Origin of the sequence: Sphingobacterium sp. Ag1 (assembly GCF_000988325.1) — a bacterium.
Taxonomy (GTDB): domain Bacteria; phylum Bacteroidota; class Bacteroidia; order Sphingobacteriales; family Sphingobacteriaceae; genus Sphingobacterium.
Genome location: NZ_LBGU01000042.1, coordinates 25,780 through 50,978 on the forward strand (window position 1 = coordinate 25,780; position 25,199 = coordinate 50,978).

Consider the following 25,199-nt stretch of genomic DNA (forward strand, 5'->3'; position numbering starts at 1 on the left):
CTAAAGAGGGCTCAAAAACAATTTTGTTGCACTATTGTTTCGGTTTCTTTTGTAATATTATGGTTATATTTTCATAATGTTAAAATAATATTAATGACGTTTAACTTGTTTATGGTACTTTTGACATTTAATTCACTGCATAAATAGACAAACTAAACGATTTATACATCACAATATGGGGATATTTTCAAAACTGTTTGGAAACAAAACTCAGGATTCAAAAGTAAAGGTTGTCGGTAAACTGGCTTTCTTGGAAGTGGATATGCATAACCATATCCTTCCTGGAATTGATGATGGAAGTCAATCTATCGAACAATCCTTGACATTGTTGAAAGGACTTGGACGAATGGGCTTCGAGAAATTTATCTGTACACCGCATATTATGGATGGCGTGCATCCAAATTCGATTCGTACGATTGAAGCTGCTAGGGACAAGCTATTAGCTGGTCTAAAAGGTCTTCCAAATATACCCGAGATTCATGCCGCTGCTGAGCATATGATTGATGACGGAATTGCAAACCTCATTGGGGCGAATGAGCTATGTGTTATGCCAGGAGGTTATGTGCTTATTGAGATGTCTTATTTGCAGGAGTCCAAGGCACTATTTCAAACCATATTGGACATACAAAAGCTCGGTTATCAGCCTGTCTTGGCACATCCGGAACGTTATAACTATTATCATTATAACTTTAACATGTATAAACAGATCAAAGATGCCGGTTGTATGTTACAGCTGAACTTGTTATCGATCAGTCGGTATTATGGTGTTGAGGTAAAGTCTGCAGCTTTGACAATGATTAAGTCTGGAATGTATGATTTTGTAGGGACAGACGTGCACCACGAGCGGCATTTAGCTGCGCTGGAGGATGTGGTGGCTAAATATCCTGTGCGTGATTTACTCAAAACATGCACTATATTGAATCCGACATTGCAGGATCATTTAGGAAATAATAAGAATGTGATTGCTACAGGCTAACATTAAAACTATTCATTATAGAAAGAGATACCCTTTTAGGTATCTCTTTTTTTGTGACAGTTGTTCTGTATCGTAACAGACATCACCCACTTTTAATCCGATTAGCCTGAACCGCCGTGAGGTTGTATTTTAAAATTTTACAAGGAATGCCTGAGTGCTTGTTTGTTGTTTGTGGCCACCCTGATTGATATAGATTATTTTCGCCTGCGTTTGTGTTTTACCCGTATGGATATTTCGAAAATTTGGCTACTTTTGGTTTTAGCATTTTTTCACATGAGAGGAAACAGAATTTTTATTCAAGACTGGATAGCACACCATACTTACCAAAAAACAAACGAGATAGATAGTTACTACTTACGTGTCGCAAATGAAATCAATGATAGTTTATCGACACTATGGTTTGAGGAGCAAGAAACCAATGAACTCATTCATACCGATGCTTTAAAGACATTAAGTATCTATTTAACATGTTACTTAGAAGACGTCATTGCGAAAACAGGGATTTTTGCTGCTTTTAGAACGATCCATACAGAACTATACAATCAACTTTTACCTTTTCATGCGGATAATGACCTAACAGATTATTATGCTGAGGATATTAATAGCGAAGATGTTGCTGTATTGACCTGGTTGTTTTTCAGTGAACGTAATCCACATTTATTTATCGATCCTCGTGGGCGTTTGATCCAGTTGGTGACTGATCTAGCTTATGCGATTCTGGAAGAACATTATGAAGTTGCTCCTGAAAACGAAAAGTTAAAGCTAGAATATGTTTTGGATGAAGGAGCCAACTATTTCGAAGTCCGCAATTTTATTGAAAAGCTTGTCGCTACAAATTACCTGACAGCAGGTGAATATAATACCAATCTCAATCATCTGATGCAGGTTGCGGAAATAGGGCGATATCAACACGATCAGAATCAGTTACAACAGATGATCTATCGGGTTAGAGATAACCATTTCAATAATTATAGACTGCATCTATATGCATTGAAGGCATCTGAATTTGTCGCTGCGGTGATCGGGAAAGAGCACCGTCTGCATGATATTGTCAAGACATTAGGTAATCGTATGAATAGCTTTTTCGAATTCGTTAAAACGGATGAGCTTTATGTGCATGTAAAACATATTGGTACAAAGACTGCATTTAAAATCTTCAAGGACTCTATACAGCAATTTGTTGAACCGACAGAAACCTTATCTTTTTATATGGAAATTGTGCCTTGGAAAGATGCATGGAACCTGTCGGGAATCATGACCGTTGTCAATGCCGAGGAAATAAATTTTGATTTACCTGAGCAGTATGAGATGACTTATCGCATTGAAGCCTTGAATGGTAAGGATAAGAGCTTGAAGAAAACGGAAAAGCAGCTGAAAGATATGGGTAAATTGTTCCAGTCGGAGCATAAGGCGGCCGTTGCGTTTATGGAAGGAAAGGAAGTGAAGGAATTTGCAACGGATTTCTTTAAGAAATATCAGCAAAAATATCCGAGTAAAGAAGAGTCTCCACTTCCGGAATCAAATTTGGATCTTACGGAAGATGCCCAAGTTACGGTATTCTTTAATCCAAAAACGGGTTTGGAAGTTTTTGGTGGTATAGCGGAATTTTTTCCATTAAAGAATAACAAGTTTGTGGAGAAAGATGATCAAAGTGAGGTGCCTTATGCGCGGTATTTTTTGAATCTTTTGGTTGAAGATTTTTTTCCAAGCGAATTGCCGAAGTACTATGTTAACCTATTTAAGGCGGAGGTAGATAAACAGTTCTTCTTTCCGTTGAATGATGCTGTACTTGATTTTTTCCTCCGTTTTTACAAACGAGGAACTTACTTCTTGGGGCCATTTCCGTTGTTAAAATAAATGGCTTAATTTCTTAAGAGATACAAAAAAGTCCCATTGCTTCTATGTGATGGGACTTTTTATGCAATACGACAGCTATGGTGTCGCTGTTTTTGGAGTACTTCTAGATTTAAGAGTGGTTTTTTGTCGCCTGTATTTCTCATGCGAGAGCGTTAATTTTATATATATTAATTATAATTAAATGGTTAAGCATTGTGTTGGTAGCAGGTTTGCCTTTAGATCCTGCGTATTTCATTGGAATATTTCAAAAAATTCTAACTAAACTTGTAGGATCAATTATATCTGATGAGGAATGCCTATTGAAAACAACAATGCCCTGGACTTTAAAACCTTCTTCTTGTCGTATAAGGATAAAGTGTATAAATATGCTTATTTGCATCTGAAAGAAGAGGCGGCGGCGGCAGATTTGGTCCAGGAAACATTCTCGCGAATTTGGAAAAAATGGACGGAATTAGATGGAAGTAAAAACCCGCAATCTTACCTTTATACGATTGCGCGAAACCTTGTGTTTGACGAATTACGGAAACAAAAGGTCAGATTCCAATTTCAGGTTGGGGATATTAACCAGGCTAATTTAATAGACAATTCGAATGAGGAAGCTATTCGGTTTAAAGATCTGGAGCGCGTTTACCGTGAGGCCATTTCAAAACTCCCAAAAGCGCGCCTTGAAATTTTTCTTTTGAGTAAGGAGGAGTTTTTAGACAATCGGGAAATAGCAGATAGACTTGGTATTTCGGTTAATACTGTCCGTGATCAATTGGTTAAGGGAAATAAGTTTGTCCGGCAATATATTCTTGATCATTTTGAGATTTCAATAGCCCTATTGATTTTTCTAAAAATATTTTAGACATGTATCGTCTTCGTGTCCTTTAGATACGTATATGTATTTAAAGACCGACATAGATGATGAATTCCAAAATAGCTGCTTTATATAAAAAATTCCTTAAGGGAGAACTTGGTCCCGAGGAAAACGCCATATTTCTTGATTTACTGACTTCTTGCGACAAGGATGAGCTTCCAGATGTGGAGGAAGTCGTTGCGTTGGATGAGCGTGATTGTGAACTGAACAAAACAACTTCTGAAGATATCTTCTTTACGATTACAGGTACGCCATTGACGACGCGTGTAATACCTATTTGGAAGAGAAAAAGGTCGACAATAGCTGTTGCAGCGAGTCTTTTCTTCATTGGTTTTGCAGTTTTATTTCATTTGACCCGTCAAGAAGGAAGAATGGTTTCCCGTCAGGCTCTCGTACATTATGTTAATCCAACAAAGTTTGTCAAAAGGCTCACACTTCCTGATGGCACACAGGTGGCATTACGTCAGGGGGCTCAAATAGAGCTATTGTCTAATTTTAACACAGACAGTCTACGTCGCATAAAACTTTCAGGAGAAGCTTTCTTTGAGGTTGTCAAAAAACCTGAACAACCTTTTGTCATTGTTAATTCTGGCGATTTTGATGTTCGTGTACTGGGAACGGCCTTCAATCTAAATTGTTCGTCGAAACATAGCATATTAGTGTTAAATCATGGTAAAGTACGCGTTTCGCGTGCCGAACAATATTCATTTGTTAGTCCCGGTCAAAGAGTTGCCTATGATGTGCGACAAAAACAATTTGATGTAGCCAAGGCGGATACGAGCAGGGCATCGAACTGGAAGAGTGATCTTTTGTCCTTTAATCAGGTTCCACTTACGCAAATCGTAGCCGATCTCAATAATCTTTATCCGGAAAGTCATCTTGAATTAATCGATTCTTTCCGGACTGAAAGTTACACGGGTTATCTACCAGCCAGTGACTTGGAAAAATCGCTCAAGATGCTTAATACTGCATTTAATCAAACAATTATCCATAAAAAGTAATTTATGAAAAGAACCAATTACTATTTAAAACTCATGGGTGGAGCTTTGCTATTTCAAACGCTTGCGCTTCAAACCATGGCCTCACAATTTTCTAGCAGTGAAGGAATCGGGAAAATCCTCACACGAATGGAACAGAAATTCAATGTCAAATTTGGTTATGACGCTTCGATCTCGAACCAAAAGATCAATGAAGCCGCTGACCTTGACAAATTGAAAAAGGAACAAATTGTTCAATTTATCCAGACCATTTCGGACGGAAATCTTGAGGTCAAAAAAATTGATGAGAAGCTTTATGTGATCTCGAGAAAAACCAGTAGCGATACTAGGATGAAAAACGAAAAGCCAGTTTCGAACACAGCCAAAGAGATCCGTGGTAAGGTTGTCGATCAAGAAAGTGGGCAGCCTATTGCGGGAGTCACTATACGTGTCAAAGGTAGCACACAAGTAACAACGACTGACCAGCAAGGTATTTTTCGATTTGTAAATGTGGCAGATGATGCCATTTTATTGGTCTCCTATATAGGTTATCAGACAAGCGAAGTCTCCGCTTCAAACGCTGATGTCATTAAGTTGAGCAAATCGTCCGAAGAGCTTGGCGAAGTGGTTGTAACGGCGTTGGGTATAAAGAGGGAACAAAAAGCACTGGGGTACGCAACACAAAGTATTAAGGGAGATGATCTGACGCGTGTGAAGGGGGTTGATGTAGGAACCACATTGACGGGACGTATTTCAGGTGTACGTGTTTTGAACAGTACGGAGTTTAACAGTACGCCTCAAATTCAAGTAAGGGGCCTAACGCCCATTTTAGTGATCGATGGTGTTGCTTATGAAAATCTCACCCTACGTGATGTGCCGGTAGATAATATCGAAGATATGAACGTGCTGAAAGGAGCAACCGCAACGGCCTTGTATGGAAGTATGGGGGCCGGTGGGGCTATTATGATTACGACAAAAAAGGGACTTGCGGAAAAAGGAACGGAAATCTCCGTTAATAGCAACAACATGTTTTTTTCGGGTTACCTGGCTTTGCCGGAGGTACAACATGGATACTCTTCAGGTGAAGGGGGAAAGTTCAATAATGATGATTATGTGTGGGGAGATAAACTGGATATTGGGCGTACAGCCAAGCAATGGAATCCACTGACAAAACAACTGGAAGAGATGGAATTGCTTTCCCGTGGCAAGGACAATTTTAAGAATTTTCTTGAGCCGGGATTTATATCCAATAACTCCGTTAGTTTTACCAACCAGGGTGAACATGGAAGTATTAGAACATCGATAAATCATATCTATAACAAAGGACAGTATCCAAACCAAAAGCTCAATATGACAAACATGTCTGTCGCTGGGCAGACTAAGATTAGCGAAAAAGTTGATATAGAAACACGCCTTGCCTACAACCGTCGTTCAGCAACAAGTAATTTTGGCGCAGGATATAATGATCAGGGATATATTTACAATATTCTCGTGTGGACTGGGCCTGAATATAATTTACAGGATTACAAAGATTATTGGTTGATTAAAGATCAATCGCAGAATTGGATGTATAAAGCCTGGTATGATAATCCGTATTTGACGGCTTATGAGAAGGTTACCCCTGAGCTGGTTAATAAAATGAACGCTGCCTTGACCTTGAATTATAAGGTTTCTGATTGGGGGAAACTTATGGTACGTACAGGATATGATTATTATGGACAAAGACGAGAGCAACGCAATCCAATGGGCATTTATGGTACAAGGGGTGGATATTCAGGCTTTGACAGTAAAGGAAAGTATTGGATGCAAAATCAGGATGGTTTTAGTACAACAAATGACGTAATCTTTACAGCGAAAAAGAAAGTTGGTGATTTTGGCTTCGACGGATTATTGGGCGGCGCACTTTTTTATAAACGTGATAATGTGGTTACAGCAACGACGGTTAATGGCTTGTCGATACCAGGATTTTACTCGCTTCGAAACTCAATTGACCCAGTGTCGACTATTGAAAGTAAAACAAAAGAAATGGTCAACAGTACTTACGGACGACTTTCTGTCTCCTGGCGTAACGCTGTTTTTGTAGAAGCGACAGGCCGTAACGATTGGTCTTCGGCTTTATCCAAAGAACAGCGCTCCTATTTTTATCCATCTGTTTCAAGTAGTGTTGTCGTAAGTGATTTAATAGCAAATAAACCGACTTGGTTAGATATGTTTAAGATACGTGGGTCTTGGGCTGTCACGAAGACGGTGCCAGTTCCATATGAAATAAATCAGGCCTTTACAATTAGCAACAATGTCTGGGATGGATTGCCGACGGCTTCATATCCGAATTCAATCAAGGACTACTCCATATCACCGACGCAACGAGATTTAACAGAATTCGGTTTTGATTTTGGGCTATGGAAAAATCGATTCTATGGTAATTATACCCGTTATTATCGTCTTTTACACAATGTCACAACTTATGCGACCATTTCGGGCTCATCAGGCTTTACCTCACGGTTAATTAACACACAAGAGGAAAAGATGACGAAAGGTCATGAAATCACTTTGGGTACAGCTGCAATAAAAAAAGAAAATTTTCAATGGGATATTATTTTAAATATGTCTCAGAATTTAGAATTCTATCACAAGCTTGATCCCGTATATTCTGCCGACGCATTATATGTTAAAAAAGGGGCTAGAACAGACTATATTACAGTAAAGGATTGGGAGCTGTCACCCGATGGACAAATCGTTAATAATGCCTCCGGTATGCCGATATCTGCAAAATATGCTGCTCAATTATTTGGTTATACTGCACCAAAATGGTTTGGTGGTTTGACAAATCAATTTCGCTATAAAGATTTTTCACTATCCTTGAGTTTCGACGGTCGAATAAAAGGAATGTCTTATTCAGGTATGAACGCCCGTTTATGGCAGACAGGGGCTCACCCGGATTCGGATAACCCTTATCGCTATGAAGAGGTTGTTAATGGAAACAAAACTTTTGTCGCCCCTGGTGTTAAGATCGTTTCTGGTGGAGTTACATATGATAAATATGGTCAGATTGCCGAAGATACGCGTGTGTTTGCACCAAATGACAAAGTAGTCTCTTATGAAACCTATTGGAAATCGGCGTATTCAGGTAGACGAAATTATTGGGATGAGACATTTATCAAACTACGTGAGTTGTCGCTCAATTATCGCGTTTCTGAGAAATTAGCCTCTAAATTTAAAGCGAAACGTGCAAGTGTAGGTGTTACTGGGCAGAACTTGCTTCTTTGGACAAAGGAATATCGTTTTTCCGATCCAGATGTAGGTTCAGAAGATTTGAACTCACCATCTATGCGTTACATAGGTTTTAATTTAAATGTAACATTCTAAAAACCAGTAAAATTAAGATGAAAATGAAAAAATTGTGTATATATATCGCCTTGGGGAGTTTAATCTCATTGGCGAGTTGTTCAAAATTTGATGAGATAAACACGAATCCTGAAACTCCTGTACAAGTGAATTCTTCCATGCTAGCGACCCGTATCATATTGAATTTAGCGAACCAGCCCACTCAGAAATCATTTATGCAGCCTTATTTGTTAACGAAGGAGATTGCATGGACGGAATTGGTTGAGGGGTATCAATATAATGGATTCGGTGAAGGAAGTATTTCCATGAACGCAATCAATGATGCTCACTTCATGGGACAATACGCCGCAACAGATGTTTTGGCAAATTCCTACAATGGGTTAATGTATTTTGCCAGAGCTGTGAAATTTTATGAGGCGACAATGAGTGTAGGTGATGTGCCTTACAAAGAAGCTTTAAAAGGGGAATCAGACAAAACATATTTCCCAAAATACGATACGCAAAAAGAGGTCTTTTTAGGCATACTGAACGAGCTGGAGAAAGCAGACCAGCTCTTTGCAAGCGGAGCAAAATTTGCGGGTGATCCCTTGTATGGCGGAGACATAACAAAATGGAGAAAACTAGTCAACAGTTTTGCGTTAAATGTACTGATTCAATTGAGCAAGAAGGAAGCTGATGCGGACTTGAATTTAAAAGGACGGTTTCAATCGATTCTAACGAACAAGCCTATATTCACTTCGAATGTCGATAATTTTCAATTGGTACGTTCGGATAAAAGTGGCCAGACCTATCCTTTTTATAAGATCAGTAATAGTTTCGTTATTTATCCCGTTGTGTCTACGGAGATTATAGACCGTTTGAAGCTATATCAAGATAGAAGGCTGTTTTTCTATGCAAATCCGTCAGCTTTACAAATTGCCAATGGCAAACAAGTGAGTGATTTCAATGCATATGTTGGTATTGATCCATCCTTGGCGTTTGGGGATATTGCGGACTTAAAGAAGAAAAACGATTATTCTAAATTGAATGACCGCTATACCGAGCTCGTAAGTGGCGAACCGACACAACAATATAGCTATGCGCATCTATGTTTTGTGGTTGCTGAAGCAGCTGCAAGAGGATGGGTTACAGAGTCTTCGGTCAATTGGTATAAAAAAGGCATTGAAGCAGCGATGAAATTCATTGCGGACAATACCCCAAATACGAGCCAATACACACATAATATGCCATTGGATGGGGCCTATATCGCCAGCGCTATTGCTTCCTATGGAGATCAATTCCCTACAGCTAAAGAAGGGCAAATTGAGGCAATTATGACGCAAAAGTATTTAGCTAGTTTCTTGCAAGGACGAATAAATCCCTACTATGATTATCGTCGTACAGGTTACCCAAAATGGAAAATCAATCCAGCATCCAGTTTGAATGCGGATGACCCGACCAAGATACCTGTTCGTTGGCGTTATCCTTCTACAGAATACAATTATAACGGGCAAAATCTGGATGAAGCGCTTGCCCGTCAATATGGGGGTAAGGATGAAATCAACCAATTGATGTGGCTTTTGAAATAAGCCTTTGGAAAAACAATCCCCGCAAATGAAATCAATCGTTTGCGGGGATTTTTGTTAAAAACGTTACATTAAAAACGACAGCGAATGAATATATTCGCTGTGGACCATTGAATTTAGTAGAGAGACAACACATTTATCTATGGATAGCAGAAGAGATTTTATCAAGAAGGCTTCGTTGTTAGCGGGTGTTTTTGGTTTACAAAATGCCATGCCTGATGCGATACAGCGTGCATTGGCGATTGAACCTATAACAGGAAGTACCTTTTTAGATGCCGAACATATTGTCTTATTAATGCAAGAGAATCGTTCTTTTGATCATAGTTTTGGAACCCTTCGCGGGGTTAGGGGATTTAATGATCCGCGGGCGATTAAATTGCCTAGCGGTAATCCCGTCTGGTTGCAGTCGTCGGCTGCAGGTAAGACTTATTCGCCGTTCCGTCTGGACATCAAAAACTCAAATGCTGCCTGGACCGGCAATTTACCGCATTCCTGGGAAAACCAGATGGCCGCCCGAAATCAGGGTAAACACGATAACTGGATCGAAGCAAAACGGCCAGGAGGAAAGGTCTTGAAAGAGATTCCACTAACAATGGGTTATTATACACGCGAGGATATCCCTTTTTATTATGCATTGGCTGATGCCTTTACCATCTGCGACCAGCACTTCTGTTCGTCTATTACGGGTACAACAACTAATCGTCATTTTTTCTGGACGGGAACCTGTGTGCCACATAAAGGGGCTAAACCTTTGGTGCGGAATTCAGATATCTATTTTAACCGTTGGGCACACTGGAAGACTTTTCCGGAACGACTGGAAGAAGCAGGTATCTCCTGGAAAGTCTACCAAAATGAAGTCAGCATAGAAAGTGGCTTAGACGGTGAGGATCTGTTGGGTAATTTCACGGACAACAATTTGGAATGGTTTGCACAATATCATATTGAATTCAAGAAAAGCCATCTTGATTTTATGCGTAAACGTGTTGCAGAGCTACCAGCCGAGATTCAAGAACTAGAAAAAGCATTAGCGATTAATAATACCGAGAGTGTACAAAAAACGCAGAATAAACTCAAGCAGAAGCAGGAACAGCTGAATAGTTACCAAAAACATTTGGCACGTCTTACGGAGCATGCTTTTCAGCAGCTTCCTAAAGAGCAGCGTGCTTTGCATGATCGCGCTTTTCAGACGAACGAGGGTGATTCTTTCTATCGTGAGACAAGCGTGGTGACACATGAGGGTGAAAAGATTACCGTGCCTAAGGGCGATGTACTCCACCAATTTAGACATGATGTGAAATCCGGGAAGTTACCTGCCGTGTCCTGGCTTGTAGCACCACAAAGCTTTTCGGATCATCCGAGCGCGCCCATGTATGGAGCTTGGTATGTGTCAGAGCTATTGAATATTTTGACAGAAAATCCGGAAATCTGGAAGAAGACCATTTTTATTTTGAACTATGATGAGAATGATGGTTACTTTGATCATATTCCTCCTTTTGTAGCACCTAACCCCGCAGATAGCCGTTCTGGAAAAACTTCTCCGGAATTAGATTATAGTGGAGAATATGTGAGTTTAGCACAGGAGCTTGCCGATGGTGAAGAAAAAGATAATGCAACGGAGGGCCCAGTGGGGCTTGGTTACCGCGTCCCTTTGATTGTGGCTTCCCCTTGGTCTAAAGGCGGATGGGTCAATTCGGAGATCTGTGATATCACGTCGACGATTCAGTTTATGGAGCATTTTTTCGAGAAAAAGTTGGGTAAGCAGGTTAAAGAGGAAAATATAAGCTCTTGGCGCCGGGCCATTACAGGTGACTTGACATCGGTATTTCGGAAAGCTGAAGGATCGAATACAGTTGATTTGCCTTTCCTCGATCGGAATCAGCAGATCTATGCGATTGATCAGGCGAAAGCGAAACCGCTACCCAATAATTTTCACGTTTGGTCGAAAGAGGATGCCGCAGCATTACGGTCTAAGGGTCATTCAACTTTACTGGCGAGACAGGAGAAAGGTCAGAAAAATTCTAGCGCGTTGGCCTATGAGCTCTATGTTCAAGAGGCCTTTGCTGAAGAAGGCAACCGAATTCATTTAAGATTAGAAGCGGGCAATAAGGTGTTTGGTGATAAATCGCTCAGTAGCCCTTTTAATGTCTATAGTGGACCAAGTTATAAAGAAGGGGTTAAATTTTGGCCTTTTGCAGTTGTTGCTGGTCAGAATCTGAGCTTTGACTGGAATCTGGCCGACTTTAAAGATGGGCATTACGATCTAACGGTATATGGCCCAAATGGATTTATGCGCGGATTTAAAGGACATGAGGAACCATTGACTGTTCAAACAACTTATGAAATCGGGAGGAAAGGGCAGTTAACGGGTAATCTTGTTGTGGAGATTCATAATCATGGTAAAAAATCATTCCGTTTGCATGTAGAAGATAATGCTTATAGTACATGGAAGAAATCGATTGTCCTTGCTGCCGGTAAATCTACGAAGTGGATTGTAGAATCTCATAAAATCCATGGGTGGTATGATATTACGGTACATGCGGAGAATACCAAATTTGTGCGCCAGTTGGCGGGTCGTGTGGAAACAGGCAATCATTCGAAAACTGATCCACAATTGGGATGAACGTAATTAACGTTAGATGATTGATGTACTGTCTTTATAATGGAAGATCCCAGTTTTATTTCAACTGGGATCTTTTTGTATAGGTAGGATGTAATCCGGTTTTTATTTTTTACTCCATTCTTCAAGCAAAGCTTTCAATTTAGGGTCGCTTGGCCTTGGACTATCTGCAGAGATCAAGTTTCCAGATTTGTCGATGAGGATATAACGTGGAATGGTATTGACTTTGTAAGCGTCGGATAGAGTATTTCCTGATCCGGCATGCAGTTGGATACCTTTTAAGTTCTTTTCCTTGACGTAGGCTTCCCATTTTGGTTTATCTTGGTCTACGGATACGCCTACAAAAGCGACCGGTTTTCCTATGAATTCTTCGTTCAATTTTTCCCAATGGGGCTCTTCTGCACGGCATGGGCCACACCAAGTTGCCCACATATCAATTAACACAACTTTGCCCTTTAGATCTGACAGACTCACCTTCTTGCCCGTTATATCCGGATAACTAAATTGAAAAGCGGGTACGCCCGTTTTTGTTTCCACGAGTTTGGCTTCAACAGTTTTGGCTCGTTCGATCTGCTCGGGTAAGGTAAAATATTTTTTATAGGTCGTGTTCATGTCCTGAAAGTCGTTGTAGGAGCGAGCTCCTTCCAAACGTTGTAGTACATATTGTCCTTTAAGTACATCGGGACCTATCGCGGCGACCTGTTGGTCAAATGTTGGTTTTGTTGCTAGATCCAGTTTTCTATAGATCATGTTACTCATAAAGCGATCGCCATAAGGAAATTTAAGTAGCTCAGTTGTGAGAAAGCGATCGGCACTGAATTGTGTATAATAATCGCTCATTTCTTCTTTGCTTGGGTGCGCTGTACGAGGCATGTATAAGTAAGAGATCGCATAATAGGCAAAATCGTAATCTACGATTTCGGGAAAAAACTTGTCGAAGTTAGCGTTTCCAGTGTTAATGGATTTTTTTATTCCAGTGAGTTTTTCTTTAAACTGTTCGACTTCAGGAAAGAAATCGACGTAAGTACTCATTCCACCTGGCGTTGTTCCCTTATCGCGGAAACTTTTTGATTGTTTATCCCATGTATAAAGCGCTTCGTTTTCGGGACTGTTTTTGCCTGTAAGTTCATAGTCGCTTGAGGTCAATTTTAGGTTTAGGTCCTCATTTCCTTTGAAATAGAAGCGAAATAATCCTTGTTGGTTTTGTGCGGTTCCGCTACCGATCGAATATAGACCCTCGTACTCGGGTGTGAAACGGAATCCAAACCGACCTGCAGCATCCGGAATAGCTGTTGCAATTTCTTTCAATCGTCCATTGAGTACTTTAAATAATCCGACGCGTTTCACCTTGATAGGATCTGTAGTACCGGTGACATTGCTCGGTTGTTGCGCTAGTGCTGCAAAAGTTGAAATAAATGTGGTCAATAATAAAATGGTTTTTCTGATCATGATTCTTTGGGTTTAACTGATATTAAGTGGAATAATTTTTTTGATATCTTTCGCTTGAAATTGTGTCGAATTCTTTTTGTCAATTGCATCTTTCAACGCTATAAATTCTTTTTTCTGTGTGGAAAGGTAGGCGGGCGATAGATCTGCTTTTAGGAGTGCAGTAACGGCTTTTGTCGCCTGGTTAAAATCCTGTAAATAATAATATAAAAGTGCCAAACGGTAGCTGTCTACTGCATCCAGTTGCTGTTTAAGTTGCTGTTGTTGAAATTCAGTCAGTATCTTTTTTAGAACTTCAGTATTCTTTGCCTGGTCTATAATGACTTGCCCCAATGCATTGCTCTTCAGATCCCAGTTATTGTACAATTTGTACTGATTGATCAGCGTCAAATAAGTGTTAGCGTCTTGGGAACTCGTGTAATAATTTGTAATGAATCCAGGCAAAAAGACATCCCATAGTTTGTCATTAAAAGTTGGACGAATATATGTGAGCATGCTTTCTAAGCTGTCCAGCTGTTGCGTAGAACCAAATTGTTTACTTTTCTTGGCGGCTAGCGCCGAAATTTTATTGCGGAGGAGATTTCCACCATACATTTTGATCAGTTTGGGCAAGTTATCATAGGTCCAATTGGTATATTTTGGGAATGAGGTAATGCTATTGGCTAAAAATGCTGCTTCGCTGAAAAGGTCTTTTTGTTGATCCAGATAACCTTCTAATTCTAGAAAATCGTGCTTCTCACTGCTTTTGATAAAGCGTTCACTATAAGCGGCTGGATAATCATTATCCAGATCGGTATTAAAGGCTAGAAATAATTGGGATTTGTTGCATTGAACGGCTTCCTTTAGCAAGGGAACAAATCGGTCTACACCAAAGAATCCTGATTCTGTTAGGATAGTTTTACCATCAGCATTGACAATCACATAAGTTGGAAAACCCGGTGCACCATATTTTCGGGCCAGCCTTTTGCCATCCATTTCCTTCATCACATCTGTTTTATAAAGCAGGTAATTGGCTTTTAATTCTTCGACCACGCTTGGATCAGGAAACACCTGTTTATCCATTTCGGCACAGGGCATACAGCCGACAAAGTAAAGGTCAATAAGAATGAGTTTGTTTTCTTTTTTCGCTTGAGCTTGACATTCCGCATAGGTGCCTTGAAAGGCTTTTTCCTGTGCATTTAGCAAATAGGGCAGAAATAGACCACAATAGGTTGTGATCATATAAAGAATAATTCTTTTCATCTATTTATTGTTTGGAGCGTTCGTATTTATACGATCTGTTAAAATTTAAATTGTAATGATTTTATTGTCCGCAACGGTAATGAGAATGGGCTGTTCCTTCGCTTTTAATCTTATTTCTTCGATCAGCATCGGTTTTTTCTTCAGTTGGTCTTCGGTGTAGTTGTCGATCCTTTGAATTATGGTCCCTGCTTTTAAGCCGTCGGGATTTTCAAGGGCACCTATTATTCCTAAAGCTTTCAGTTGACCAGCATTGTCCCATCCAAATTGATGGTGTTTTACCAGAAAGTCTTGCGGGGCGGTATGTAATTTATTCGGTGAAAAATAGACCTCATTATTTGCTAGATTGATGGTCATATTGTATCTACTCAGTAAACGAACGCCAATGGATCCATCAAAACCTGGTTGCCATTGCTCGTTTGCGGAGCTACCGCCCATTAAGGTTATTGGTAAGCCCGATATGGCTGGAAGTTTTGAAATCGCAAATTGAAAGCTGTTGCCGGAGAAGGTGGGTGAAGAAACTCCCATACTTACGGTTGCTGCTTGAGCTTCTGGCTTAAATCCACTAACAAGTAGTTTATTTTGGCGTACAAAGGGACGGAAACAGATCAGATCATAGGATGCTCCGGTATCGAAAACAAAATGTCCGGTATACGCTTTGCCCTGTATAATTTCGAGTTGACCGGGAAGAATCATCACTCCCGCGGGCATTGTAATCGGAACGGTAGTTCCTTTGTCTTTATATTGAAAATCGCCAAAATCATATAATGAGATAATGTTTTTGTCGTAATCGATGTGGGTAATAAATTGGCGAATCAAGGTATTACCAATGATACCATCGCCTTCTTTACCCATTTCTGGGAATATGGCAATACCCTGTCCGTTTAATTTTAAGGTATCTAAAAGAATGCTGTTATTGTCCGATACTTGAATTTTGGTATTGCCACCAACCACGGAAGCATTATTCTCTCTTGTGACCTTTAGGCCAATAGCATCGGCTAATTGTTGGTGTACAGCCATGCCGTCCGCTCCAGTATCAAACAATAGTCGTAATGGTTTTTCGTAGCCATTGATTTTGACCTGGAGATAGATGGATCCATTTTTGTTTTCGAAAGGAATAGTTGCCCGTAATTGTGCTTTTTCCTTACGTTGCATACCATAAAGTTGGTCAAATAAGGAAAGGCGCACTAACTTGCCGGATTTATCGAGTAAGGCCTCAGTATTGGACTTTTTATCCGTCTCAGCTGTAACGTTTAATTGTAAGAGTGTTCCCTTTGCTGTTTTTTTTTCTGTTATAACCTCAATTTTTGAAACAGGGTAATTTTTGATAATCTGGTTTAACCGAAACTTGGCGCCAGCATCGGTGTGTCCTGCTATGGAGAAATTTGAAGCCAGTTCAGCCACAATTAATGTGGTGTCTTTCTGTTGGAAAGTTTGGAACAGTTTTTCGCCGAATATGTTTTTGGTTTGGGCATGACAATAGCATCCTGCCAATACATATAAACCGAGCAAAAATGACCTTTTAATTTGAAGATATTTCATAAAATCGCTTATAATCGCTTTCATTCCCGATGCTCATTGGCTTAAGGGAATATTTAATCTGTTTAGTATAATACAATGACTATTTATTTATCGACCAAGCTCGTAATCCACTTCGGGCTGAAGCTTGTTAAAATTCATACTATTCCCTCGAATTAATTAAGGATGGGAATAGTATGAAGAAACGTATAGTTAGAATATTAGCGTTCGCGATAAGTTAAATTTTTGAGTCGACCAAAACCTGTATAGGATTTATCCAGCACAATATTTGCATTCAGCCCTGGGACGGTATAAATATTTAAGCTCCCTTCGGTACCGTCTGCCTTGTTAGGGTCATAAAATCCTACCATGAGTTTATTTCCACTGGTATATTTTGTGGAATTCTTGAATTCATAAAAATTCAGATAGCTTACTTTTTTATCTCCTAGATCGACCATCAATTTGGAAGTTTTATAAGTCATATCGTATTCATAAATTTTACCTCCAGCACTATAAAACAGGTAGCCAAATTCAGGATTGAATGCAAAGAATTCTGCTTTATCGATGTCTGTGCCGGTGATTTCATTATAGTAAGTCTGTGCCGTGCTGACAGCGTTGAACCTTGCGAGGTATTTTTTTGACCCATTAGGCTCTTTTAGGATAGCGAAGATCTCACCACCGTTGTATGCCATCCAACGCATGTATACCATATCCAGTCCTGTTTTAAAACTGAATAACTTGAGATCCTTGTCCGGGTCGATAAGTGTGGTACAAGTTGAAGCGGTAGATACATGGCGCACAAATCTTCGATTGGTTTTATCATATAATGTAACCGGATTGGAAACATCCGTATGTCGTCCTCCTATAAAAGGAGCTACCTCAAAACTTTTTTCTTCAGCTGCGATGTAATTAATCGGGGATGAGTAGAATATATTCAATGCCCGATCATAAAAGTAAGCGTTTCCACCACCTATTAAATAGGAAGATGAACCATTTCTTTGTTGGATGACGTCAGCATAAAATCCGTCCGGAATTGTACCAATCATTTCATAAGATAGACCCATGGTCTTTGTCCATTTAAAGGTGTTGGGGTCTACTTTTGTTGTTCCGGTGGTTGTGCCAAAATACAGTCCGTAACTGATCTTGTCTGGTCCGAGTAATAATCCTGTCGAATAGGTATAGGTCATAACAGGTTTGCCGGTTAATTTCAGCTCCGATCCGGTATAGGCCAAAACATCATTGTACAAGTCAAAAGTATTGTTGGAATTTAATACGAGCATATCAACTCTGGCCTTTCCATTGGCCTCGTTCATCATAATCCAGCCTTCATTGATTTCGTTGACCACTTTAAGTTTAAAAGGACGTGTATATTTTATTCCGGTCTGTTTGTCTGTGACCGAAAAATAAGCTAAATAGCTTCCTGCAACGAGATTCATTTTAATATTCAGATTTTTTTCTTCACTTAGGGAGAATATCTCCTGCCCTCCCAGACCGTTGGGGCCAATGTAAGTCCACTGGTATTGGTAATTATCTTCAATAAACTTGCTGTCTTGCGTAAATTGTATCTTGGGTGTCAATAGTAGGTCTTTACCGACAAGGGCAGTGACTTCATTGGGCAGTTCTGTAATCGTATCCAATTCATTTATTTGTGAATAATTGTAATTTCCAAGATCTTTTTTACAGCCCCCAAGGAACATACATGCCATTAGGAAGCTAATAATTGAATATGAGATATTTTTCATTTTTTTCATTTTAAGTTTGTAGGCTATTGCGTGGCACTTCCCATATTCATTGGTTGGCCGTCTTCGTCTAAGATGAGGTTGCCAGCTGCTTTCTGCTCATTCAGATACCGTTGCATAAATTTGCCATAGGCCAATGTTTCAGCAATTGAAATATTGGTATCCATATATTGTGGATCGACATTAAGGATTTCAACCATTAAGTTGAGCTTTGTACGGGAAAATGTTCCGAGATAGAAGTCCAACCAACGGGCTGGCCTTTTTGTTATATCGTTAATAAACCATCTGTAATTGATAAAATTCAGCTTTTGACCCGTAGTCTGGTTGGTAGTTTTAAACTGCATATCGACCGAAAAATTTTCGTTTTCAAGGAGGTCAAAACTGAGTAAGAAAGTTTGGTCTTTCATATCAGGAGTCCTCAGGAATCTGAGCCATATAGTATCCCGAAGCTGATTCTTTTTGATGGAAAAATCTTTGGTGATAAGTTCATAATGCTTACTCTCGATTGCAGTAGAGGATGAATTTGAAACTATTTTGTACGGTCGGTCGTAATCCACGGCACCTCCTATTGTGGCAATGACCATATGCACAAGGGAGTCAACGGTTGTTCCTTTCGTCAGGCTGAAAGAAATAACAGTAGAATCTTTAAGGACTTCTGAGGAATAGGCAAGGGGCCGGGCCGTTTCATTAAAATAAACGGTAGGTTTTCCTTCATACTTTTGGAGTTCTTTTTCACATGAAAAGAGGCAAGTAATAGTTGCACAGGCGAGGAATAGATAATATATATTTTTCATGGGTAACATTTTATTGTCTATAAATAGATTCAGAATCTGGAAGGGGAACGTTGTAGTTTATCGTTACATTACCACTTGTTGCTGAGCCGTTGGCTACAGATGTTACGTTTCTCCGCTTGTAGTAATAAAAAAGCTGCCCTTCTCCGAATAAGTCCTTTTGATACTCTTTTTGGAGCTCGGTTGAAATGTTTGCCATTGTTGCCAATGGTAGTAAGCCTCGGTTGGCACGTACTATATTGAGCAACGCTATCCCGTCAGCACTATTGGGCTCGCATTCTGCCGCGATGTAATAGATTTCACTTATTTTGAGCAAAGGAATGCTGAACCGAAAAGTTTTGGTCTTATCCACGACATCTGCATATTTAAGAAAAGTTTTATAGGGTTTGGATCCATTGGAAGGCATCTGCCAGTTTAAATTGTATCGATAATCATTTTCATTATTTTCGTATACGGTGGTTAAGCGACTTGGCGTTGGAGCTAATATTTGTCTTTCGCTAATGGAGGGATCGAACCAATTCAGGTAACGATTATAAAGCTGGGAATTCATCACGCCAAATAACATTTCTGTTGAGAATATGCGATCGGGATTTTGTTTTTCCACCAATGCATTGGCGGAAGTCGTCCACGGAAATTTGTCGCTGACAGCTATGACTTCTTTAGCCATTGCTAAAGCATCGGTTTTGTCACCACGATAGAGATAAGCTCGCGCCTTGAGGCCTTTTACGGCATAATAATTAAGCCGGTAATTTCTGTTATTGTTTTGAAAATCGACGAGATCTTCTGGCTTGGAAACGTTCACGCCCGTCGTGATAATAGGATCGTTTTGAAGTAAGGTTTCAGCAATGTTTAAATCGGCCAATACGATATCCATAAATTGATTGGCAGGTAATAAAGGGTTTACTTCAGTTTTACTGTTTTTATAATAAGGTAAGCTCTGCTTTGTAGAATCAACAGTCGAATATCGTGGACCATATAAGCGTAACAGATCGAAATGCAGAAATGCACGCATGGCGATAGCTTCTCCTCGATAGCCATTTTCTGTGGATTGATCCAAAACACCTTTGTATTTATCAAGATTTTCCAAGAACACATTAATATTCAGGATTGTTGAATATGCTGTAGACCAGATATTTTCCATTTGGTTTACCGTTGGTTTGTCTTTGTACGCATAAGTTGAAGTCTTATACTGATTGTGCTCAGAACTGATATTGTAGCGCTGGCCGAGGATTTCGATTGTGGAAAGTGTCAGGTTATCTCCATATAATTGATTTGCTGCAAGATCTAGGTAAATACCATTGAGTACGGACCTGATACCATTTTTGGTACTGTATAACTGAGATTCCGAGACTTTATCTTCTGGCTGGACATCTAAAAATTTTTTGCAAGAGAAAAAAGTCAAGGCTGTTAGCAGAATTAGGAGTAATTTTATAGTGCGTTTCATAAATCAATAATTAAAATGATGCTCTGAAAGAGAAGGCGAAAGTTCTAGCATAAGGGTAGGTTATACCACGCTCTCTTTTGACGGTGGAGAAATATAAGAAGTCATTTGCCATTAGGTTGACAGATAATGCTTTTAGCCTCATGCTCTCCAGCCAAGGGCCTTTGTCAAATAGATAGCCAATATTTAAGGTTTCGCTGCTTAGTGTGTTTAGCGATTGGACAAATCGTGACGATATAGGTGTAGTTGCCGTTTGGGAGATCGCTTTAAATTGGGCAATATCTCCTGGTTGTTGCCACCGATCGTATAATGCACGTTTGTCCTGGTTGTTTACAACGTTGATGAAGTTAATATTCTCTACTTTATCAAATAATGCTGTATTGAAGATATCGCCACCTAATCTATAGCGTAGGCCAAGTCCGAGTGTAAATCCTCTGATTCGAAGGTTCGTGGAAATTACTCCCTCCACTTTAGGTGCTGTATTTCCAACATTGGCTACGTCAGCAGCGCTATAATCAAAAGTGTATTGTCCATCTTTAGTCGAGAAAACTTCTTTTCCCGTGGTCGGATCAATCCCTAGAGATTTAATCGCCCAAATGGCTTCAGCGCTATTTCCATCGATATATCTGATTAAGGATTTGGATGTTTCCTGCTGTTTGTTGAGAGTTCTCAGAATGTCGCCAAATCCGCCATATTGACTCTTATAGCTTGCGGCGGTAAGCCCAATATTCCAAGTGATTCCTTTTTCAAGATTATAAATCGGATAAATTGTAAGTTTAGTCTCCAGTCCTTTATAGGTTAGACTGCCAATGTTATAGGGATAGGAAAATACGCCGGTAGAGGATGGTAAGTCTACCGGAACAATTAACGGATCTGTTCTCTTGGTATATGCATTAATATAACCCGTGAAACGGTTTTTGAACAAACTGAAATCTAAAGAGGTGCTGATCTGCTGTGTCTTTTGGGGTTCTAAATTGGGATTGCCCAGCATGTTAAGTGTTACACCCTGGCCGAATTGGTTGTAATTAGCACTGGTATAGTTGTATAAAGAAATTGAGCTAATATTAGCGAAATTCTGATTCCCTGTTATACCCATATTTCCTGTTAGCCGTAAGGAGTTAATCCAGGGCATTCGCTTAGCAAATGATTCTTTATGAATATTCCAACCTAACCCTACGGCATAATAGGGAGAGAATTGCTTATTACTTCCGTAGGCCGTTGATCCGTCGAGCCTGTATACGATGTCAAATAGATAGCGGTTATCATAAGAGTAATTCGCGCTTAGTGTTGTATTGACCGAACGATAGGTGCTACTTGATGCGAGAGGAGCACCATCTAAGAGATAGCTATAAGCAAACCGTGGGTTACCGGTGCTTCCAGCAGGAAATCCTTCCGCGACAGTTTGATACGAGTCGTTTTTATTTTCAGCGATGGTATTACGCCAGTTGGCATTTAATTGATGCTTTTGCGCGAAGGTTTTATAAAAGGTTAACATAAAATTTCCTTGGTAGGAAAAATTGCTATTCCTGATGTCTGTATATTTTCCTTTCCGTAAAGTTGGCGTATCAAAGAAATCACTCATCTCGGGTGACTTATAGATTTTTCCTTCTGTTGTCCCCTTCGTAATTTGTAACGCCGCATTTGCTCTTAGGTAACTTGTGATATCATAGTTGGCATTAAAGTTATTTTGTACCTCCAAATTTTTGGATTTATTATATTGTGGCAGCAAAGCATCATATAATGGATTAGCGATATAAAAATCAACTGAGGAATTGGATTTTCGACTAATTTCTAAATAGGGCTGTTCCGAATTTTTTTCATAATATGGATTTGTATTTACCCAGGTAGAGAATGAGCCATATTGGGATTCGGTTGTCTTGTTACCTCTGATATAGGTAATATTGTTAATATTTACCTTGTTTTTTCGATACGTTAGGTTGATACTACCACTATAGCTATCCCTTCCGGAGCCAATCATGGCTCCTTTTCCTGCCCGATAGTTTAGGCCCAGGTTGTAGATAAAAGTTTCGTCTCCACCAGCGGCATTGATCGAGTTATTGGTCGAGAAACCATTTTGTAGTGGTTCACTTAACCAGTAATTATCAACACCTTTCTTTACAAATGAAAGGTGTTGATTATAAAGGCTATCCAGGTAGACCTGTTGTGTGGGACTTGATGATGAGTTGTAACGTCCCGACAGTCTTTCAAATTCCAATTTTTCAGTCGCATTCATCATATTGTAGGCTGATAAATCGGGTATTTCGAACCTAAAATCTTGTGTGTATGTAAACTGCAATTCGCCAGGTTTGGGTTTGATTGTCTCTATGACCACAACACCGTTTGATGCTTGTGAACCATATAGTGCCGTTGATGCAGCATCTTTAAGTATGGTTACTGATGCGACGCGATTCATGTCAAGGTCAACAATAGTCTGTATTGTTGTTGGGAATCCATCCAATACAAATAGCGGCTGATTGGGATCAGCGCCAAACTGGTCCGTTAACGTGGAGCTAGGGATACTGCTCTTACCGCGAACTTCAATCACTGGCATGACGTTTGGATTTGATCCTGCCAAATTGTTTTCAATTTGCAAAAAAGAAGGATCCAATGTCTTCAAACTTTGAATAATATTGTTGTTGCTCACTGCTTTTAATTCAGCACCAGAGAATTTTGTGGTTGTACCTGTAAAGCTGTCTTTATTTCTATTGATTCCTGTTCCTGTAACAACAACCTCTTCGATTGTATTATCCTTCCTGCGAAGTTTTACAAACATGCTATTGACCGATAGTGTTACTTTTATTTCTTGGCTTTCGTAACCAATGAAGGAGACAATGAACATTTCATTCAATGCAGTGATTGGCAGATTGAAGACGCCATCTGTATTGGTTTTAACTGATTTTCTATCATCATTTTTTTGGCGTATGGATGCCCCTTCAACGGGTTTCCCGTTTTCATCTATTACCTTTCCAGTGATATACTGTTGCTGAATCCGGCTCACTATGCTATTATTCAGACCCTTTTTTGGCGCAGGTTTAATCACCACGGTCTTATTAACAATCTCATAGTCGAGACCATTCGGTTTTAGAATGGCATCCAGTGCCTGTTGTAGGGTCCCATTTTCAAATTTAACACCGTTATCTTTGATCTTTTCGAGTACAACGTCTTTATAGAAAAAACTATAGCCAGATTGTTTTTCCAATTGTTGGAAAACTTGTTTGATGGACGATTTGTTTGAGTTAATAGAAATGCGCTGTGCATTTGTTGTTCCATAAAGCTGCAGGAGACTGACCGTCAAAAGCGCCGAAACAAGGTTAAAGCGCAGCTTGTTTTTTCGGGTAAATACGGTGTGCAATGTGTTGTCATTACTACTCTTCACAAAAGCCCGAGGCCAGGTGATGGCGTTTGAGTTTACTGAGATTTGGACATGGTTGTCCCATGGGACCGAAGGTGTGGCCTTCCTGTTGTTTTGCATTAGGTTAATGTTTAATAAGTTTAGTATTAATAATTTAGTTTTTCAGTAGGATTGTTTTTTGTTGATTTTTATTCTGCACGATGTCGAAATTCAATCCAGCAGATTGCAGAACGGTTAGGATTTCCTGCAAATTCATCTGTTTATTGATCTTTCCACTGAATCGTTCGTTTATTTCGGAGTCGTCAGGACGGACATTGAGATCATACCACCTTGCCAACTGTTGCATGATTTCATTTGCTGTGGCATTGTGGAAGGTAAAATAACCTTCACGCCAGGTTATATATTCGGCAGCATCCACATTTTTCTTACTAAGTGCTGATCCTGTAGAAATAGCCTGTTGATTCGGCATTAGGATCATTTTCTGTTGCTGATGTAATACTTCGACCTTTCCTTCAACGAGTGTTGTCTGGATTGTCATATCATTATCGTAGGCATTGATATTGAAATGTGTGCCCAAAACTTTAATTTGCTGCTCTGTTGTTTTTACGATAAAGGGTTGTTCCGGATTTTTGCTAACTTCAAAATACGCTTCTCCATGTAATTCAACTAAACGCTCTGGGCCTATGAATTTCGAGGGGTATCTCAGGGAGCTATTCGCATTCATCCATACTTTGGTCCCATCGGGAAGTACAATTTTAAATAGTTGACCCCGAGGTGTTGAAAGCGTATTTTGAACGATGTGATTTGCATTGTCATGATAGATAAGTTCTCCGTTTTTAATTTCCTGAACGCCTTCAATGGCTTGGGTAGCTTTACCTTGGTTATTGAGTATGACGACTGCTCCATCTTCAAAAGTAAGCTGTACATTTTCCTGAACTGGTCGGATTGAGGCGAGTTGTTGAGGAGCTATTTTGTCGAAGACAGCATATTGGTAATAGTAATAGCCCATAGCAAAACCAAGCGCAATGGTGATGGATGCCGCAATACGGGCTCCATATTTATACTTTTGACTAAATGTACGAGGCGCATAAAATACCTGATTTCTATTTAGACGCTGTAAGACACGAAGTTGACCTGCTTGAATGTCGCTGTCATTAGGCGTGCTTTGTGCATCGGATTCATCAAACCATTTTTTTAGGTTATCATATTCCGCTTTATTTTCGAAGCCCAATAGATATTTTCCGATTAGTTTTTGCAGCGTATTAGGTACTTTCATTTAGTTAAATCTGTTTATTCATTAGTAAGCAGTCTCTTTATGAGATTTATTTTGCATTCGACTGTTTCAGCTATGATGAAGTTATCAGTGACATTCATTGTCCCGTATCACTTGAACACATCATGATGACTTTACAAGTCGTTTGGTTAGCCTTGTATAGATATAGTCATCGAAACATCTGAAAGCACCTACGCTAAAATG

General features: G+C 39.7%; 15 protein-coding genes. 7 read left to right on the forward strand and 8 right to left on the reverse strand.

The window, feature by feature from the left end; genetic code table 11:
- Positions 1 to 175: 175 nt before the first annotated feature.
- The 7 genes from AAW12_RS16230 (at position 176) to AAW12_RS16260 (ending at position 12,199) form a co-directional block, all read left to right on the forward strand.
- Positions 176 to 976 carry a tyrosine-protein phosphatase gene (locus AAW12_RS16230; protein ID WP_231585285.1) on the forward strand — a complete coding sequence of 267 codons (801 nt, stop codon included), beginning with the start codon at positions 176 to 178 and terminating at the stop codon, positions 974 to 976.
- A 273-nt stretch (positions 977 to 1,249) separates the two neighbouring features.
- Positions 1,250 to 2,833: a DUF3843 family protein gene (locus AAW12_RS16235; protein WP_197084064.1), complete on the forward strand. Its 1,584-nt coding sequence runs from the start codon at positions 1,250 to 1,252 to the stop codon at positions 2,831 to 2,833.
- Positions 2,834 to 3,125: 292 nt separating this feature from the next.
- Complete coding sequence (locus AAW12_RS16240) at positions 3,126 to 3,680, forward strand: RNA polymerase sigma-70 factor (protein WP_046674715.1); 555 nt, start codon at positions 3,126 to 3,128, stop codon at positions 3,678 to 3,680.
- Positions 3,681 to 3,736: 56 nt separating this feature from the next.
- Positions 3,737 to 4,693, forward strand: coding sequence for a FecR family protein (locus AAW12_RS16245; RefSeq protein ID WP_084823210.1), 957 nt, complete (start codon positions 3,737 to 3,739; stop codon positions 4,691 to 4,693).
- Positions 4,694 to 4,696: 3 nt separating this feature from the next.
- The gene (locus AAW12_RS16250; protein WP_046674717.1) at positions 4,697 to 8,035 is read left to right on the forward strand and encodes a SusC/RagA family TonB-linked outer membrane protein; all 3,339 of its coding nucleotides are present in this window, start codon (positions 4,697 to 4,699) and stop codon (positions 8,033 to 8,035) included.
- A gap of 23 nt (positions 8,036 to 8,058) precedes the next feature.
- Positions 8,059 to 9,582 carry a SusD/RagB family nutrient-binding outer membrane lipoprotein gene (locus AAW12_RS16255; RefSeq protein WP_231585286.1) on the forward strand — a complete coding sequence of 508 codons (1,524 nt, stop codon included), beginning with the start codon at positions 8,059 to 8,061 and terminating at the stop codon, positions 9,580 to 9,582.
- A 139-nt stretch (positions 9,583 to 9,721) separates the two neighbouring features.
- A complete protein-coding gene (locus AAW12_RS16260) occupies positions 9,722 to 12,199 on the forward strand; it encodes a phosphocholine-specific phospholipase C (protein ID WP_046674719.1) in 2,478 nt (825 codons plus the stop codon).
- Positions 12,200 to 12,301: 102 nt separating this feature from the next.
- On the opposite strand, the gene AAW12_RS16265 is transcribed toward AAW12_RS16260, so the two are convergent.
- The 8 genes from AAW12_RS16265 to AAW12_RS16300 form a co-directional block, all read right to left on the reverse strand.
- Positions 12,302 to 13,645, reverse strand: a complete 1,344-nt coding sequence (locus tag AAW12_RS16265) for a TlpA family protein disulfide reductase (RefSeq protein ID WP_046674720.1) — start codon at positions 13,643 to 13,645, stop codon at positions 12,302 to 12,304.
- A 12-nt stretch (positions 13,646 to 13,657) separates the two neighbouring features.
- A complete protein-coding gene (locus tag AAW12_RS16270) occupies positions 13,658 to 14,884 on the reverse strand; it encodes a thioredoxin family protein (RefSeq protein WP_084823211.1) in 1,227 nt (408 codons plus the stop codon).
- Between the two features lie 45 nt (positions 14,885 to 14,929).
- Positions 14,930 to 16,423 (reverse strand): retropepsin-like aspartic protease, encoded by a 1,494-nt coding sequence (locus AAW12_RS16275; RefSeq protein WP_197084065.1) that lies wholly within the window; start codon positions 16,421 to 16,423, stop codon positions 14,930 to 14,932.
- A gap of 197 nt (positions 16,424 to 16,620) precedes the next feature.
- Complete coding sequence (locus AAW12_RS16280; RefSeq protein WP_197084066.1) at positions 16,621 to 18,141, reverse strand: PKD-like family lipoprotein; 1,521 nt, start codon at positions 18,139 to 18,141, stop codon at positions 16,621 to 16,623.
- 23 nt (positions 18,142 to 18,164) lie between these two features.
- Complete coding sequence (locus AAW12_RS16285; protein ID WP_197084067.1) at positions 18,165 to 18,932, reverse strand: DUF4843 domain-containing protein; 768 nt, start codon at positions 18,930 to 18,932, stop codon at positions 18,165 to 18,167.
- A gap of 10 nt (positions 18,933 to 18,942) precedes the next feature.
- Positions 18,943 to 20,373 carry a RagB/SusD family nutrient uptake outer membrane protein gene (locus AAW12_RS16290; protein WP_046674724.1) on the reverse strand — a complete coding sequence of 477 codons (1,431 nt, stop codon included), beginning with the start codon at positions 20,371 to 20,373 and terminating at the stop codon, positions 18,943 to 18,945.
- A 10-nt stretch (positions 20,374 to 20,383) separates the two neighbouring features.
- A complete protein-coding gene (locus AAW12_RS16295; protein WP_053003759.1) occupies positions 20,384 to 23,842 on the reverse strand; it encodes a SusC/RagA family TonB-linked outer membrane protein in 3,459 nt (1,152 codons plus the stop codon).
- Between the two features lie 34 nt (positions 23,843 to 23,876).
- Positions 23,877 to 24,998: a FecR family protein gene (locus tag AAW12_RS16300; protein WP_053003760.1), complete on the reverse strand. Its 1,122-nt coding sequence runs from the start codon at positions 24,996 to 24,998 to the stop codon at positions 23,877 to 23,879.
- Positions 24,999 to 25,199: the final 201 nt, after the last annotated feature.